Source organism: uncultured Tateyamaria sp. (assembly GCF_947496075.1).
Taxonomy (GTDB): Bacteria; Pseudomonadota; Alphaproteobacteria; order Rhodobacterales; family Rhodobacteraceae; genus Tateyamaria.
This window is the reverse complement of sequence record NZ_CANMBJ010000005.1, coordinates 54,809-70,253: the sequence shown is the minus strand read 5'-3', so window position 1 is coordinate 70,253 and position 15,445 is coordinate 54,809. Positions and strand designations below refer to the sequence as shown.

At 60.9% G+C, this 15,445-nt stretch carries 12 protein-coding genes; 3 read left to right on the top strand and 9 right to left on the bottom strand.

From position 1 onward, the window contains the following. Positions 1 to 42 precede the first annotated feature (42 nt). From Q1A51_RS17355 to Q1A51_RS17340, 4 genes are read right to left on the bottom strand one after another with little or no spacing between them, the layout of a single operon-like run. Positions 43 to 1,752, bottom strand: coding sequence for an ABC transporter ATP-binding protein (locus Q1A51_RS17355; protein WP_299604192.1), 1,710 nt, complete (start codon positions 1,750 to 1,752; stop codon positions 43 to 45). After that, complete coding sequence (locus Q1A51_RS17350; RefSeq protein ID WP_299604190.1) at positions 1,749 to 2,108, bottom strand: hypothetical protein; 360 nt, start codon at positions 2,106 to 2,108, stop codon at positions 1,749 to 1,751. The genes Q1A51_RS17355 and Q1A51_RS17350 overlap by 4 nt, the downstream gene beginning before the upstream one ends. Beyond that, the gene (locus Q1A51_RS17345; RefSeq protein ID WP_299604188.1) at positions 2,108 to 3,055 is read right to left on the bottom strand and encodes an ABC transporter permease; all 948 of its coding nucleotides are present in this window, start codon (positions 3,053 to 3,055) and stop codon (positions 2,108 to 2,110) included. The genes Q1A51_RS17350 and Q1A51_RS17345 overlap by 1 nt, the downstream gene beginning before the upstream one ends. Before the next feature lies 1 nt (position 3,056). After that, positions 3,057 to 4,037 carry an ABC transporter permease gene (locus tag Q1A51_RS17340; RefSeq protein ID WP_299210136.1) on the bottom strand — a complete coding sequence of 327 codons (981 nt, stop codon included), beginning with the start codon at positions 4,035 to 4,037 and terminating at the stop codon, positions 3,057 to 3,059. A gap of 218 nt (positions 4,038 to 4,255) precedes the next feature. Between Q1A51_RS17340 and Q1A51_RS17335 the strand changes: the two genes are divergently transcribed. Beyond that, the gene (locus tag Q1A51_RS17335; protein ID WP_299604184.1) at positions 4,256 to 4,771 is read left to right on the top strand and encodes a hypothetical protein; all 516 of its coding nucleotides are present in this window, start codon (positions 4,256 to 4,258) and stop codon (positions 4,769 to 4,771) included. A gap of 89 nt (positions 4,772 to 4,860) precedes the next feature. On the opposite strand, the gene Q1A51_RS17330 is transcribed toward Q1A51_RS17335, so the two are convergent. The 3 genes from Q1A51_RS17330 to Q1A51_RS17320 form a co-directional block, all read right to left on the bottom strand. Next, positions 4,861 to 6,420, bottom strand: a complete 1,560-nt coding sequence (locus Q1A51_RS17330; protein ID WP_299604182.1) for an ABC transporter substrate-binding protein — start codon at positions 6,418 to 6,420, stop codon at positions 4,861 to 4,863. 113 nt (positions 6,421 to 6,533) lie between these two features. Continuing rightward, positions 6,534 to 8,111 (bottom strand): ABC transporter substrate-binding protein, encoded by a 1,578-nt coding sequence (locus tag Q1A51_RS17325; RefSeq protein WP_299604181.1) that lies wholly within the window; start codon positions 8,109 to 8,111, stop codon positions 6,534 to 6,536. Positions 8,112 to 8,402: 291 nt separating this feature from the next. Continuing rightward, complete coding sequence (locus tag Q1A51_RS17320) at positions 8,403 to 9,323, bottom strand: AraC family transcriptional regulator (protein ID WP_299604178.1); 921 nt, start codon at positions 9,321 to 9,323, stop codon at positions 8,403 to 8,405. A gap of 128 nt (positions 9,324 to 9,451) precedes the next feature. Between Q1A51_RS17320 and Q1A51_RS17315 the strand changes: the two genes are divergently transcribed. Continuing rightward, positions 9,452 to 10,288: a cysteine hydrolase gene (locus Q1A51_RS17315; protein ID WP_299604175.1), complete on the top strand. Its 837-nt coding sequence runs from the start codon at positions 9,452 to 9,454 to the stop codon at positions 10,286 to 10,288. Between the two features lie 125 nt (positions 10,289 to 10,413). After that, a complete protein-coding gene (locus tag Q1A51_RS17310) occupies positions 10,414 to 10,857 on the top strand; it encodes a DNA starvation/stationary phase protection protein (protein ID WP_299604174.1) in 444 nt (147 codons plus the stop codon). A 257-nt stretch (positions 10,858 to 11,114) separates the two neighbouring features. Here the strand turns inward: Q1A51_RS17310 and Q1A51_RS17305 are convergent, their stop codons facing one another. Then, positions 11,115 to 14,258, bottom strand: a complete 3,144-nt coding sequence (locus tag Q1A51_RS17305; RefSeq protein ID WP_299604172.1) for an efflux RND transporter permease subunit — start codon at positions 14,256 to 14,258, stop codon at positions 11,115 to 11,117. Continuing rightward, positions 14,258 to 15,424, bottom strand: a complete 1,167-nt coding sequence (locus Q1A51_RS17300; RefSeq protein ID WP_299604170.1) for an efflux RND transporter periplasmic adaptor subunit — start codon at positions 15,422 to 15,424, stop codon at positions 14,258 to 14,260. Before Q1A51_RS17300 ends, Q1A51_RS17305 begins: the two co-directional genes overlap by 1 nt. Between the last annotated feature and the right edge of the window lie 21 nt (positions 15,425 to 15,445).

Genomic DNA, 15,445 nt, shown 5'->3' with positions numbered 1-15,445 from the left:
CCCTCGAGCTCCCCCGAAGGTATTGTTGGCCAGAAGAAGGTGTCAGGCGCCTTGGAGGCCTTCGGTTGAGAGGCCTTCGAGCTTGGGCATCAGGCGCAGGAGTTCCTTGGTGTAGTCCGCTTGTGGGGCAGCGAAGAGCTGTTCGGTGTCCGCCACTTCGACCATCTTGCCCTGCCGCATGACACCCACGCGGTCGCACATTTGCCGGACGACGGGCAGGTCGTGGCTGATGAACAGCATGGTAAGGCCGAGATGTTCCTGCAGATCCTTGAGGATGTTGAGCACCTGCGCCTGGATCGACACGTCGAGCGCGGAGGTGGGTTCGTCGCAGATCAGGAAGCGCGGTTGTGTGGCGAGCGCCCGGGCGATGGAGATGCGCTGGCGTTGACCGCCCGAGAATTCGTGCGGGTATTTCCGGCCTGCGTCTGCACCGAGGCCCACGCGGTCCAGCAGTTCGTCGACGCGGTCCTGCACGGCGCGCCCTTCGAGCAGTTTGTGGTGGAGTACCGGTTCGGCCACGATGGCGTCCACCCGCATGCGCGGGTTGAGGCTGGAAAACGGGTCTTGAAAGATCATCTGGATCTGGCGGCGGTAGGCGTCGCGTTCTTCGCGCGAGGCCAGTTGTGTGACGTCGGTGCCGTCGAAATAGATATGGCCGCCGTTCGTTTCGTAGAGCGTGGCGATCATACGGGCGACGGTGGATTTGCCTGAACCGCTTTCGCCCACAAGACCGAACACTTCGCCCTCGCGGATGTCGAAGCTGACCTTGTCCACGGCTGTGAACATTTTGCGCCAGGCGGGGATGATGGAGTCGCGCTGAACGAAGGTTTTGGTGATCCCGTCCACCTGCACCAGTGTGCCGGTTTTGGATTTGGGTGGGGTGGGCCAGTTGCGGGCGAGGTCTTCGATGGCGAACTTCGTGCTGCGCCCGCCATAGGAGAGTTGTGGGAAGCGGTGCACCTTGAGCGTGGCGCGAGGCACGGCGGCGATGAGCGACTTGGTGTACTCGTGTTCGGGGGCGCCCATGACTTGGGTTGTGGTGCCGCTTTCGACCACTGCGCCCTGGTACATCACCGTCACGCGGTCGGTCGTGTCGGCGATCACGCCCATGTCGTGGGTGATCAGGATCACGCCTACTTGCCGTTCGCGGGCCAGTTCCTTGATCAGGTCAAGGATTTGCGCCTGGATCGAGACGTCGAGCGCCGTGGTGGGTTCGTCCGCGATGATGACATCCGGCTCAGAGCAGAGGGCGAGCGCTATGACCACGCGTTGGCGCATGCCACCGGAGAACTGGTGGGGGTATTGTTTGACCCGTTCCGCCGGGTCGGGGATGCCGACGCGGTCGAGCAGTTCCACGGCGCGGGCCTTGGCCGCTTTGTCGCCGAGTTTCAGGTGCGCTTCGATGGTTTCGGTCAGTTGGTCTTCGACCGTGAGCAGCGGGTTGAGTGAGGTGAGCGGGTCCTGAAAGATCATGGAGATCTTGGCCCCGCGCAGAGCGCGCATGCCTGCCGCGTCGCGGCCAGAGATTTGTTCGTTCCGGAAGCTGACGGTGCCGTCCGCGATGTGGCCGGGCGGGTCGATGAGGCCCATGACGGCGGCGCCGATGGTGGATTTTCCTGCGCCGGATTCTCCCACGAGGCCATGGATTTCACCGGGGGCGACAGTGAGGTCGGCACCGTTGACGGCGACGAAGGTGCCCTTGCGGGTGGGGTAGTGGACCGAGAGGTCGGAGATGTTGAGGAGGTTTGTCATGCGGTTTTTCCCAAAATCGGTCTTGGACCTCGCTCACTCATGGTTGCGTAGGCGATTTTGGCAAACGCTTCGACGCTTCTGTACTGAGGAAGCGATCGCAGACCGTCGACGAAGCCCGTATCTTCTATGTCCAGCGCATCAAAGTCGGACAGTGCCGCGTTAAATGCCTTGCATGCGGCAACTTCTGCGGCTGTGAACACTGGCGGCTCCATCCATACACATTCAAAGTCTGTCCAGTGGTCCCAAGATTTGATGAGGCTGTCACTGCCACACGACTGAACGAGCGAACCATCGGCAATGTCGCGCAAATTGATGAATAGCGTTTCGCGTAGATTGATCAGGGACTGCTCAACCATCACCGCAACCTCGGGTTCAGCGCGTCGCGCAGCCAGTCGCCAAGCAGGTTGACGCTGAGCGCCAGGGCCAAGAGCGTGCAGGCGGGGAAGAAGAGGATCCACCACTCGCCGGAGAAGAGGAAGCCTTGGCCGATGCGGATCAGGGTGCCGAGCGACGGTTGCGTGGGCGGTGCGCCGACGCCGAGGAAGCTGAGGGTGGCTTCGGCGATGATGGCGAGGGCTAGTGAGATCGTGGCGATCACCAGCACCGGGGAGAGCACGTTGGGCAGGATGTGTTTGACCATGATGGCGGGGCCGCTGCGGCCGATGAGGCGGGCGGCTTGAACGTATTCCTTGCTCTTTTCCACCAGCGTGGCGCCGCGGACGACGCGGGCGAATTGGACCCAGTCCGACAGGCCGATGGCGATGATCAGGACCCAGATCGCCATCTGATCGCGGTATTCGATGGGCGTGACCCCTTTGGCGATGCCAAAGATCAGCATGGCGACAAGGATGCTGGGGAAGGTCAGCTGTACGTCTGCGATGCGCATGATGATCGTCTCGGTCCAGCCGCCGACATAGCCCGCGATGAGGCCTAGCGAGATGCCAAGCACCATCGCAAACAACACGGCGGCGACGCCGACGAACAGGGAGATACGCATGCCGTAGAGGATGGTCGAGAAGACGTCGCGGCCCTGATCATCGGTGCCCAGCCAGAAGCTGTCACCGGTGAAGGCGTTGGGCGTCATAGGGCGGGAAAAGCCGTTCATCAGGTTGAGCGAGGCGGGATCAAACGGATTGTAAGGCGCGATGAGCGGGGCGAAGACCGCGCTCAGGACCAAAATCAGGGCCACGGCGAAACTGACAATAGCGACGGGGGAGCGTTTGAACAGGTAGAAGAAATCCGAATCCGCCCAGCGTTGCAGGCGGGTGGGCGCTTTGGTCGGGGTTTGGGCTGTATCGGTCATCTTAATGTCCTCCCGCCCGGTCCACGCGCAGGCGTGGGTCGATGGCGAAGTATAGCAGGTCCACGATCAGGTTGATGCCCACGAACATGACCGAAATCAGCATCAGGTAGGCCGCCATGACCGGAATATCGACGAACTGGATCGCGTTGATGAACAGGAGGCCCACGCCCGGCCATTGGAACACCGTCTCGGTGATGATGGCGAAGGCGATGATGCTGCCCAATTGCAGGCCCGTGACCGTAATCACCGGCACAAGCGTGTTCTTGAGCGCGTGGCGGAAGTTGATGGCCCGTTCCTTGAGCCCACGGGCGCGGGCGAAGCGGATGTAGTCTTGCCGCAGCACTTCCAACATCTCGGATCGGACAAGGCGCATGATCAATGTCATTTGGTAGAGGCCGAGGGTGATCGAGGGGAGAATGAGGGCCTTGAGCCCGCTGGCTGTCAGGAACCCTGTGGACCAATTGCCGATCTTGACCGTCTCGCCGCGTCCGAAACTGGGCAGCCAGCCCAGTTCGACCGAGAACAGGTAAATCAGCAGGATACCTATGAGGAAGGTGGGCAGGGACACGCCAATCAGGGATGCCGACATGATCACATTTGCCCAGAGCCCGTTTCGTCGTATGGCGGTAAAGACGCCAAGCGCGATGCCGAGGGAGATGGCCAGAAAGCCACTGACGGCGGCCAGTTCCAATGTTGCGGGCGCCCGCTCCAACAGGATGTCAGACACGGGTCTGCCCTGCCGGTAACTGACGCCGAAATTGCCCTGAACCGCCCCTTCCAGGAAGCGGTAGTACTGCACGGCAAAGGGTTGATCCAAACCAAGCTGTGCGCGCAGGCGCTCGACATCCTCGATGGTCCGTTCCTGTCCCAGCATATTGTCGATGGGATCACCGACAAAGCGGAACATGGAAAAGGCGACAAGGCCGACGACCAACAGAACGAGGGCGGATTGGGCGACACGTTGGAGAATGAAGGAAAGCATTTCCCCGTCTCGCAAGATGCGCGGGCCTGGTCAAGGGACCGCAGACATGCGCACCGCGCGGGCAGGATTGTTTTTTGAAGGAACTTCACGTTCTGCACGCAGGTGAAGCAGCCAGCCAACGGTTGATGCCGCGAGCGCATCTTTTCTTGCTTTTGCCCTTTCTTCGCCTGTTTTGCATTCCACTCTCGCGGGAACGGCCCTTTGAATGGAGATATCCCGTGAACCCCCGGATCATTGTTGCTGCACTATGCGTTGTTTCAGCTTGCGGGGCCCCCGCGCCCCAGCAGAAGGGCGTTGGGTTTTCAACGCCGGGCGCGTCCCAAACAATCACCGCCGCGCAACGGACTCCTGCAGCCGAAGTGCCTGCGTCGCAAACCTCGAACCTGCCATTTTATCAAGAGCAAACAAGATCCTACGCCAAGCGTGGGCGTTCGACCAGTGAGCGTTCGGCGGCGATGGATGCCTTCCGTGCGCGCACGTCTTTCTGGGAGAAAGGCGACAGTGAACTTGTCACTTTGGGCAAGTACCGGCTGAAGTTTCGTCAGGTTCGGGTTGATACCCATAACTTCATTGTCGCGCACAATGCCTCGCACACTGTCGGGGCGCAGCGCTTCAACCTGACGGCAAAGGCACGGCAGGTGGCCCAATCCAAGACGACATGCCAGCTCAAGGACGGTACCTATCACGTGCGCGATGGGTACGAGCGGGGCATGGTTTTTGCGCTGAGTTGTTAAGCTGCCCCGCTGTTTTCAGTAATAATTGGTGCAATGAAAAGGCCCACCCCGGATTGCGGGATGGGCCATTCTTTTCCGGGGTTGCCGGATCAGTTCACCGTCACCCAGCGCAGGATAAAGAAGTTATCCGGACGTTGTGTCAGATCGATGCTGGACTTGGCGCCCCAGACGAGCGGTTGAACGTACATGGGCACATAAGCGACCTCGTCCTGCAGGATCTTGGTGGTTTCATCCAACATGGCCTGACGTTTGGCGTCGTCGATCTCGGACTGGATCATGGGCAGTAATTCGTCCACCCGCTCGTTCGAGAACCCGCCGAAGTTCCACGAGCCGAGTTTCTTTTCCTCGTTCGGGGTTGCGGCCAGGAAGCGGATCGGGTGTTCGGCATCGAACGTGCCCGGGGACCAGCCCAGCAGGTACATGTCGTAATTGTCTTCGCGCAGTTCGGGCCAGTAGTTCTGGACCGGCATCGCGTCGAGGACGGCTGTGATGCCGACCTGCGCCAGCATGCCTGTGACGGCCTGGCAGACGGCTTCGTCGTTCAGGTAGCGGTCATTGGGGCATTTCAGGCCGAACGAGAACCCGTTTTCATAGCCTGCCTCGGCCAACAAGGCCTTGGCCTGTTCGGGGTCGTAAGCGGGACGGTCCGCAAGCGCCGCCGAGTAGCCGCGCATGGCCGGGCTGACCAGCTGGCTGGCGGGTTCGGCATTGCCACGCATGATTGTTTGCAGGATGGCAGGTACGTTGACTGCATGGGCCACCGCCTGACGCACCCGGGCGTCTGCGAACGGGTTGGCATCGGTTGTTTCGCTGGAATATTTCAGCGCGTCGGCTTCGTGTGGGAAGCCCAGCATGATGATCCGCGCTTCGATCCCCTGGATCACCTTGACCGCGTCATTGGCGGCAAGGCGTTCGGCGTCTTGAATGGGCACCGGGTTGATCAGGTCCACATCACCGGACAGCAGCGCTGCCACGGCGGTGGCGGGGTTCTGGATCGGGGTCAGTTCGGCGCGGGTGATGTTGTGTTCGGCTGTGTCCCACCAGCCGCCATTGGGTTCCAGCACCGTGCGCAGGCCCGGCTCGCGCGCCGTCACCTTGAATGCCCCCGTACCATTGGTGTTCAGCGTTGCGTAGTTGCCGCTTTCCTTGTCGGGCAGGGTGGTGTTGTTGGCTTCGGCCCAGCCGCTGTCCATCATCATCCAGTTGGCGATGCTGTCGGGAAAGATCGGGTTGGGGGCGGTGGTCATGATATCGACAGTGTAGTCATCGACCTTGACGACCTCGGAAACAGGGGCGAACCAGCTGCGCGTGTCCGAGGCTTCGTCGCTGGCGCGCTGGTAGGAAAAGATCACGTCATCCGCGCTGAATGCGGCCCCGTCGTGGAATGTGACGCCCTGCCGAAGTGTAAATCGCCACCCTTCACCTGCGCCAATCGGTTCCCACGATGTGGCGAGGGCCGGTTCGATCGTCATGTCCTTGCCGCGGCGGACAAGTCCTTCGTACACGTTGTTGAGAAAGCCCAGCACGGCGGCCGAGTTGACGGCATGCGGGTCCATGGTTTGCGGGTCGGTGGTTTCGGCCCACTTGAATTCTTCGGCGATGGCCGGTGCGGCCAGAACGGTGCTGGCCAGAAGGAAAGCGCGGATCATGTGTCTTGGTCCTTGATGCGGTTTCAATAAAATCGGTGAAAAACAGGCAACACCCCGGCGCGCATTCGGGGGCAAAACGAAAAGGGGGCCGCACGTGCGGCCCCCGTCCATGATCAGTTCATGGTGATGTATTTGACCTTGGGCTGGTCTTCGGGATCAACTTCGATCCCCACACCTTCGCCCATGCCCCAGTTCAGGACCTGGTGGTGCAGCGGAATATAGAGCTGTTCGTTCTGCACAACGCGCCAGATATCGGCGATGTCGGCGTTGCGGGCTTCCAGATCGGTGTTTGAGGCCAGCGACTTGATCTTGGCATCGATCTCGTCGTTGTCGAACCCGGTGCCGTTCCAGGTGCCGATATCGCTTTCACGACCGTGGACAAGGAAGTTGAAGATGTATTCCGAGTCGTATGTCGGCACACCCCAGCCCAGCATGTAGAAATCGGTCTGCCCATCTGTGATCAGCGGGAAGTGTTGCGCCTTTGGCTTGGCATCCAGGTTCACGGTCACGCCGATCTGACCCAGCATGCCGACAGCCGCCTGGCAGATCGCTTCATCGTTGATGTAGCGGTCATTCGGGCAGTCCAGACGGATCGAGAACCCGCTGTCATAGCCAGCCTCGGCCAGCAGAGCCTTGGCGCCGTCGATGTCGGTCGAGGACTCACCGTCCATCGCCTCGGTCCAGCCGTTGACGAAGGGTGGGGCGATCATGCCGGCAGGCTGCGATTGGCCGCGCATCACGACCTGACGGATCGCGTCGCGGTTCATTGCCATCGACATCGCCTTGCGCACGCGCACATCGGCCAGCGGGTTGGCACCGTCGACGTTGTCGGCTTCGATGTCATCCGCACCCTGGTTCATGCCAAAGAAGATCACGCGGTTCTGCGGGGCCTGCTTGACCACCAAACCGTCCGCGGCATTCACGCGCTCAAGGTCCTGAACCGGCATGTCCTGAAGGAAGTTGATCTCACCCGACAGCATGGCTGCGACGCGGGTCGCGGCGTTCTGGATGGGGGTGTAGACGATCTCGGTCACTTCCATCGGGAACTGGTCGATGCCCCAGTAATTGTCGTTGCGGGACATGACGGTTTTCACGTCAGGCTCGCGGCTTTGCAGAACGTAAGGCCCGGTGCCATTGGCGTTCGTGGTGGCGTATGTGATCTCGCCCCCTTCAAAGTCCTGCACGTTGACGGTGTTGTTTGCCTCGGTCCAGTCCTTGTCCATGATGAACAGGTTGGTCAGGTTCGAAGGCAGGATCGGGTTCGGGCCGTCTGTGACCATCTCGATTGTGTAGTCATCAACCGCACGCACTTCGGTGATTGAACCGATCAGTTCCTTCATGTCGGAATTTGGCTGCATCGCACGCTCAAAGCTGAACACCACGTCCTCGGCATTGAAGGCCGCACCGTCATGGAATGTGACGCCTTCGCGCAGTTTGAACACCCAGACATTCGGATCATCAGCCTTGGGCGCCCATTCAGTGGCGAGTGCGGGTTCAAACGCGCCGGTCGTGTCGCGGATGATCAGCGGCTCGTACATCTGGTGGCGGATAGTGTGCGACGGGCCCTCGTTCTGCGAGTGCGGATCAAGGGTGAGCGCGTCACCCGCGCGGGCCCATTTCAGCGTTTCGGCGCTGACCAGTGCTGTGCTGGACAGCAGCAGCGCGGCGGATAGGAATGACGTGACTTTCATGGAAATCTCCCCATTTGCTTTTCTGCCTATGAGTGTTGGTTACTCCGGCGGGATTGGCAAGCAGGTAGAGGGTTGAGCGGCGCGCCAAATGCCTGACGATGTTTAAAACGTCAGATGAATTTAGTGTTCACGGCATCCGCTGGCCCAATGTTGGGACGATGTGCCTGCAGATGATGTCCGTTTTGAGCCCAGAGTGCTGTGTGCTGCAGTTCGAACCAATGTCGGCTTTGGGCTATTTGTTCTGCCTGATGCACGAATGAGTGCCAAACGCGACAAAGGCGATAACCGGTGTCACGGTTTTCTGACGGCTTTGCGGAATGCACTGGGGCTTTGGCCGGATGTCGCTTCGAAAGCGCGGCTAAAGGCACTGCGGCTGGAAAACCCAACAGATTCAGCCACTCTTTTCATTGGCAAATCTGTATTGCGCAGTAGGTCGCCTGCTTTGCGCACCCGCAGATTGCGCAGTAGCTCCATCGGTCCTGCGCCATACGCTTCAGAAAATCGCTTCGCAAACGCGGCCCGGCTCATGCCTGCAATATCCGCGAGAGACTCTACGGAAAACGGATTGCCCGGGTTGTCCAACATCGCGTTCAACGCTTTCCACAGCATCGGATCACGCAGCGCGGCCATCCAATCCAACGGCCCTGCCTGCTCAGTCATTCGCTTGCGCATCATGACAATCACAGCCTGCATCAACAGAACCCGGATCAAAGCGCGGCTGCCGACGCTTGGCTCGCACACTTCGCGCATTAATGTGTCGACCAATACCATCAGGTCGCTGCCGGGTTCGGCACGCGTTACCAACGGCTCACGGATTAAGTTGACCACATCCGTGGCCCCCATCAGCCCAATATTAACGTGCGCGCAAAGTGCGACCAGGCGGCTGGCACTGCCGTCACCTTCATCTGGGGCGGATTTGAGGACCTGCGCCAAGTTCAGCGCTGCTGGTTTGCAAGACGGTCCGGGCACGACCGTCGCGCCGTCATTCAAGACCTCGTGGCTGTTCAGTGAAGGGATCAAAACCAAACTGCCCTTGGATATTCTGATCGGGGCCTGCCCCCGCATCGTGATCTGGCCCTCACCGCACAGGATATAGTGCAGGGTCACCGCCGCATCTGGCTTGAGGGCAACATGGCAGGTTCCGTGGATCTCACAGATGGCAAACGGTTCCGTACGGATGTCGAGTTGATCGAAAATGTGGTCGTAGCTCATCCGATGATTTTGGCCTTAAACTCCTCTGCCGTCACGAAAATTTTCCTGACTGGTCCAAATCAAGACGAAAAGGCACACCGACTGTCACACACAAGGCTTCTCGATACATCCAAAGAAGGAAAGACCTTATGTGCAATTGTGATGACCATGACCACGGCGGCAAGAAACTGTCACGTCGCGCGGCGTTGACCACCGGACTGGCAGGGACTGCAGCGGCTGCTGCCACTGCGCTGGGAGGAACCGCTCACGCGCAAGTCAAGGCCAACCCCTATGCTCAACCGGCCGAACCTGCATTGCCGCCCTCTGACATGAAGCTCGACCTGAGCCGCGCAGCCCTTGTCGTGACCGACCCACAGAACGATTTCCTCAGCCCCGATGGTGTGACTTGGGGCGTGATCGGCGCGTCCGTCACTGAACACAACACGGTTGAAAACATCGAAACGCTGTTCCGCACGGCCAAAGAGTACGACATCACCACCGCCGTGTCTCCGCACTACTACTATCCAACTGACCATGGTTGGAAGTTCGAAGGCGCGTTGGAAAAACTAATGCACAATATCGGTATGTTTGACCGTAAGGGCCCTCTGGACATTGAAGGTTTCGAAGGCTCGGGCGCAGACTGGTTGGAGCAATACAAACCCTACATCAACGACGGCAAGACCATCGTGACCTCGCCCCACAAGATGTACGGCAACGACACCAACGACCTGTCGCTGCAACTGCGTAAGCAGGGCGTGGATCAAGTCATTCTGGCAGGTATGTCGGCCAACCTGTGCACGGAATCGCATATGCGCGAATTGATCGAGAAGGGTTTCGAAGTGGCCGTGGTGCGGGATGCGACGGCTGCGGCGCAACTGCCGGAGGGGGATGGGTACCTCGCTGCCCTCATCAACTTCCGCTTCATCGCTAACGCGGTCTGGAGCACTGAAGAAGCTGTGGCGCAGATCAAGGCAGCGGCTCTGTAAACCAGGCCCTACTCGGGACGCTCTGCCTAAGGTCAAAGCCATGCCGTGCCCGCCATCGACGTCATTGATGGCGGGCGCGATTACAGCGTTGTTCGCGCGAGCAGACAGAAATCAAAGGACAAAGAATGAAATTAGACTCCGTCAAGGAAGACACGATAAGGGCGGTCCTGGGCAAGGTTTTCCGCCTCTATGTGCAGAGCCACTGTTATCATTGGAATGTGGAAGGTCCAAACTTCCGCAGCTTGCACGCCATGTTTGAGACCCAATACCAGACGCTCAACGGGTTCCTCGATGCGATCGCAGAACGGTTGCGTGTGCTGGGTAGCAAAGCACCCGCATCATTGGATGAGCTGCTTGTCTTATCCAATCCAAACCAGGATGCGATCGCCCAGACGACAGATGAAATGCTTGCGAACCATTGCGCCGATTTTCACCGCTTCATTGATGTACTCCGCAATGCAATTCAGGTTCTTGCTGATGTCCGAGACGACGGCACAGTCGGGATTCTGTCCGATATTCTCGAATGGAGCGAAAAGGAGCACTGGATGATGTCAGCCACTATGAAATAGGCTGAAACGGTGCGTAACGTAGCTTCAGTTTTACCTGCGTCGGAATAGTCACCAGGAAGAGCATAGGTCGAATGTGGGCAAAGCCGTCATTGGTCGCCGAGACCCAAAGGGCCGCTTTGTCCGCAAAGCTGACCTTGAACTGCACCAGAGTGACAATTGGTTTGAATTTCCTAGATAGGCGGCACTGATGTGTTTCAATGAACCTCGCGCATCTCACCGTAGATGCGCGAGGTTGAACACAAATGCTTTATACCCGACTACTCTGCGGCCTGACTGAACGGCGGATGTAGGACAAAGGGTGCGTCGTTGCCATTGTCCCGTTCCGCGGATGCTGCGGGCGCCCGGCGGACGCGGTGGATCAGGGCAAAGACCGGTGGCGTGAAGTAGAAACTCACCACGGTGGACAGCAGCACACCCCCAGCCACCGACATCGCGAAGGGGGGCCAGAAGCCGCCACCGGCAAGGATCAGGGGCAGGAAGCCACCAAAGGTCGTGATGGTTGTCGAGACGATGTGGCGGCTGGATCCCATGACCACATCGACCATGGCGTCCTTGTCACCTGAAGCGGCCAGGTCGTCCTCTTGCAATCCCGTCAGGATGATGATCGCGGCATTGATCGACACACCGATCGACCCGATCACGCCGATGATCGCGTTGATCCCGAACGGGTACTGGAAAATCGCGAGCGCCAGCAGGCTCAGACCTGCGGACAGGCCCGACACGACCAGCACAACTGCCGTCAACCGGAAGCTGTTAAAGGTCAGCGCGATGGCCGCAATGGACAGGGTCACGATCAGGCCAAGAGACGCCAGCAGATCGCTGAGCGTGTCAGCCCGCGCATCGCTGTCGCCGCCCAGTTCAAGACGCATGCTGGCGGGCACGGCGAAGCCGTTGGCCTCAAGTGCGGCCTGCACCTCAACCAGCGCTTCTTCGGGCAGTACATCGCGCAGGATAAACGCCTGCACCGTGTTGACCCGTTCGCCGTTGCGGCGGGTGATGCTGCTGGCGGCGGGTTCCAGGTCGATGGTCGACACGGCGGACAGGGGCAGGGCGGGCCAGCGGCCTTGGGCTGACAGCTGTGCCGCATCCGGGCGCAGGATCGGCAGATCGCGGATGGCTTGAACCGAGCCGCGCGTGGCGTCGCCCAGACGGACACGGATGGGCAACTCTTCGTCCCCTTCGACCATGGAGCCACCCGTGACCCCCTCAAGCCCGGCTTGCAACTGCCCGGCAATCTGGCGCAGGTCGAGGCCAAGGATTTGCGCCTGCGCCTCGTTCACCGTGATAACGGCCTTGGGCGCACCGCCACCGATGGTGCCGCGGGTCACAAGCACAGAATCGACGCCGGACATGATGCGCCGCACCTCGTCCCCTGTTTCGCGCAGCGCCTCGAGGTCCTTGCCAACAAGCCGGATCTCGACGGGGGCATTGACCGGCGGGCCCTGTACCAGACCACGAACAAGGATTTCGGCCCCGGGCGCGGTCAGGGCAAGATCGCCTTGCAGGTCGCGCAGGACAGCTTCGGTCGCCTCCGCCGATTGGGTGGTGAGCAGCGCTTGCGCATGGCCGGGCGCATTTTCGCGGGCGCCCACGATGTTGTAGTAGAAGGCGGGCGCCGACCGCCCGACCGTCCACATCACCTGTTCGATCCTGTCATCTGCCAGCAAGCGGTCGTTCAGCCGCGCCACAACGTCCTGCGTGTCGGCAACGCCCGCACCGGGGGCCAAATCCACCTCGATATAGAACTGGTCGCGGTCCACGCCGGGAAAGAATTGTGCCGTGAGTGTTGGCATGGACAGGAATCCAGTGACCGGCAGGATCAGCGCCAGCGCGATAGACCGGACAGGGTTTTTCACGGACCAGCGCAGCGACGCGGCAAAGACACGGCCCAATGCACCACTGTTCATGCCGCCGCGTGTCCCATCCGCGGGCAGCAGGTGACCTGCGATGGCCGGTGTCAGCGTGATCGCCACGACAAAGGACCAGCCCAGCATGATCACCACAGCGATGGCGATGGAGCCCACAAAATCACCTGCAGGGCCGGGCAGCAGGATCAGGGGTGTAAAGGACAGGGCGGTGGTCACGGTTGATGCCAGCAAAGGCGCAAAGAGCCGTTTGACCGACTGTCCCGCCGCCTTGATGCGGCTCATACCTTTTTCCAGCCGTTGGCCCACCTCGTCCGTCATCACGATGCCCGCATCGACCAGCAGGCCAAGGGCCACGATCAGGCCGGTCACGCTCATCTGGTGAATGGCAAGGCCGATGAAATTCATGGTGAACAGCGTGGCAAGGGTCACGACCGGCAGGATCAGCGCCACGATCATGGCGGATCGCAGACCAAGGGTCAGCAGCAGCACACCGACCACAAGGCCAACGCCGATGGCCATGTTCAGGCCGACCTCCTGCAGGCGGTCTGCGGTGTAGCCGGATTGGTCAAAGGTCAGGTCCAGCGAGACGCCCAAGGGGACGTTGGACCGGTATTCGGCGATCTCTTCACGGACAAAGGCCGCCCATTTGTCGACTTGCAGCCCGCTTTCCAACTTTGCGCCCACAAGGATCGCGGGGTTGCCATTGTAGATCGCCAACTCCGCTTCTGGCAGGCGCGGGCCGCGCGTGATCTCGGCCACCTGTGACAGGTAGGTGACGGCCCCGGTGTCCGAGCGGCGCACCACGATCTCACCCAAACGGTCCAGCGCCTCGACCTCGCCCGCGACTGTGATCAGCAGGTCAGACCCCGCCGGGCGCACACGCCCGGCAGGGCCCTTGGCGTCGGCCTGTGCAATGGCGCGGGAGACGTCACTTGCCGTCAGGCCAAGCGCGGCGGTGGCCACGGGGTCGAGCGTGACCAGCACCTCATCCTCGGGCGCACCGAACAACTCGACAAGTTCGGTGCCGGGGATGTTGCGCAGATCCTGGGCCAGGTCGCGGGCATAGCGGCCCAGGATCGTGGTTGAAATGCCCGGCTCGGCCGAAAGGGCCGCGATGGCGGCAAAGGCGCTGCCGCCCTCGGTGTCGAATTCCGGCTCGAATGCATCGGCGGGCAGGCTGGGGGACAGCTCGGCCAGATCATCGCGGATCTCGGCCCAGACCTGTTCAATGCGGTTGTCCGGCACCATCACGCCCAACTCGACCGAGACGATGGAAATACCAGTCGAGGACGTGCTTTCGATCACGTCGACCTCGGACACTTCGCGCAGAATGTCCTCAATGGGTTGGGTGACCAGCGCCTCGACCCGGGCGGGGTCTGCACCCGGCACCACAGTGGTGACAGTGCCGAATAGGTTGGTGATGGTGGGGTCTTCCTGCCGTCCGATAGCCAGCAGCGAGGACAAGCCCGCCGCGATGATGACCAGAAGGGCAAGGGCAACAAGGCGGGGTTGGCGGAAGGTGAGGGTTTCCATCACTCCGCTCCGACCACGCGCACCCGGTCGCCCGAGACAAGGCGGTGGGTGCCATCGGGCACGATCATGGCGTCACCCTGTAGCGTGCCACGGACAAAGGCCGTGCCGTCTTCGACCTGCAGCACTTCGACGGCGGCGGCCTGGGCGGTGTAAAGGTCATCGTCACCCGGGTTCAGAACCATCACGGTCCAAAGCCCGCGCACCCCATCCTGCAAGGCGCGCAGCGGAACAGAATATCCGTTCTGGTCAATCTGGCTGTGCAGTTTCAGTGTGCCGGAGGCAAGGTAGACCGGATCATCCGTCTCAATCTCGAACAGCGCTGTGCGGGTGCGGGTTTGCGCATCCAGGTCGGGCCGGAAGCCGACGAAACGCGCGTCGTAGTCCACACCGTCGAGCGTTACGACGGCTGCGGTTTCCCGCACGTTCTGTGCCAGCCTCGGGTCGATCCCCACACGGAAGATCGGGGCGGTTTCCTCGCGAACATCAAGCACGGGCGCCCCCACAGCCATGATTGCGCCGGGGTCGACATTCCGCGCGCCCACGACACCGTCAAACGGGGCCAGCAGCTCGGTCTGGCTCAGTTGCACCTCAACCTGCGTGATGGCTGCGTCCATTTCGGCGATCTGTGCCTGAAGCGCAGCAAGGTTCAGTGCCGTGTTGTCCACCGCCTGATCCGAGGCAAAGCCGCGATTGCGCAGCTCTTTCTGACGATCGGTCGTACGGCGGGACAGTTCCGCCTGCGCCTCAAGCGCTTCGCGCGAGGCAACAAGGCGGCTGCGTTCGGCCATCAGGATACGGGTGTCGAGCTTGGCAAGCACCTGGCCCGCCTTGACGCGGTCGCCTTCGTCCACGTCCAGGACGTTCAGGCGACCGCCCTGCTCGAAACTCAGGGCAACAGTCTGTGCCGCCTCGACCTGTCCGTGGAAGGCGCGGGTGACGGTCATGGTGTCAGCCGGTGTCACGCGGATTGCCGAAACGGTGCTGATCGGGGCGGGGGGTGGTGCATCCACGGCGGCGGCACGCGTGGCCAATGTGGCGCTGCCAATCCAGACCGCGCCCGCGGCGATGGCAATGACGGACGCAGTGCCGGTCAGCGTGATGATCCCGCGCACAGTGCGCTTCCAAAGGGGTGGTTTCGGTGTATCCTTGGCGCGATCTTTAGGCATGGTGCCACTCCTTGACAGGAA

Excerpts from the sequence above, each read along its gene's own strand:
- Q1A51_RS17355 (WP_299604192.1), bottom strand. The coding sequence starts at position 1,752 with ATGACAAACCTCCTCAACATCTCCGACCTCTCGGTCCACTACCCCACC.
- Q1A51_RS17350 (WP_299604190.1), bottom strand. The coding sequence starts at position 2,108 with ATGGTTGAGCAGTCCCTGATCAATCTACGCGAAACGCTATTCATCAAT.
- Q1A51_RS17345 (WP_299604188.1), bottom strand. The coding sequence starts at position 3,055 with ATGACCGATACAGCCCAAACCCCGACCAAAGCGCCCACCCGCCTGCAA.
- Q1A51_RS17340 (WP_299210136.1), bottom strand. The coding sequence starts at position 4,037 with ATGCTTTCCTTCATTCTCCAACGTGTCGCCCAATCCGCCCTCGTTCTG.
- Q1A51_RS17330 (WP_299604182.1), bottom strand. The coding sequence starts at position 6,420 with ATGATCCGCGCTTTCCTTCTGGCCAGCACCGTTCTGGCCGCACCGGCC.
- Q1A51_RS17325 (WP_299604181.1), bottom strand. The coding sequence starts at position 8,111 with ATGAAAGTCACGTCATTCCTATCCGCCGCGCTGCTGCTGTCCAGCACA.
- Q1A51_RS17320 (WP_299604178.1), bottom strand. The coding sequence starts at position 9,323 with ATGAGCTACGACCACATTTTCGATCAACTCGACATCCGTACGGAACCG.
- Q1A51_RS17315 (WP_299604175.1), top strand. The coding sequence starts at position 9,452 with ATGTGCAATTGTGATGACCATGACCACGGCGGCAAGAAACTGTCACGT.
- Q1A51_RS17310 (WP_299604174.1), top strand. The coding sequence starts at position 10,414 with ATGAAATTAGACTCCGTCAAGGAAGACACGATAAGGGCGGTCCTGGGC.
- Q1A51_RS17305 (WP_299604172.1), bottom strand. The coding sequence starts at position 14,258 with ATGGAAACCCTCACCTTCCGCCAACCCCGCCTTGTTGCCCTTGCCCTT.
- Q1A51_RS17300 (WP_299604170.1), bottom strand. The coding sequence starts at position 15,424 with ATGCCTAAAGATCGCGCCAAGGATACACCGAAACCACCCCTTTGGAAG.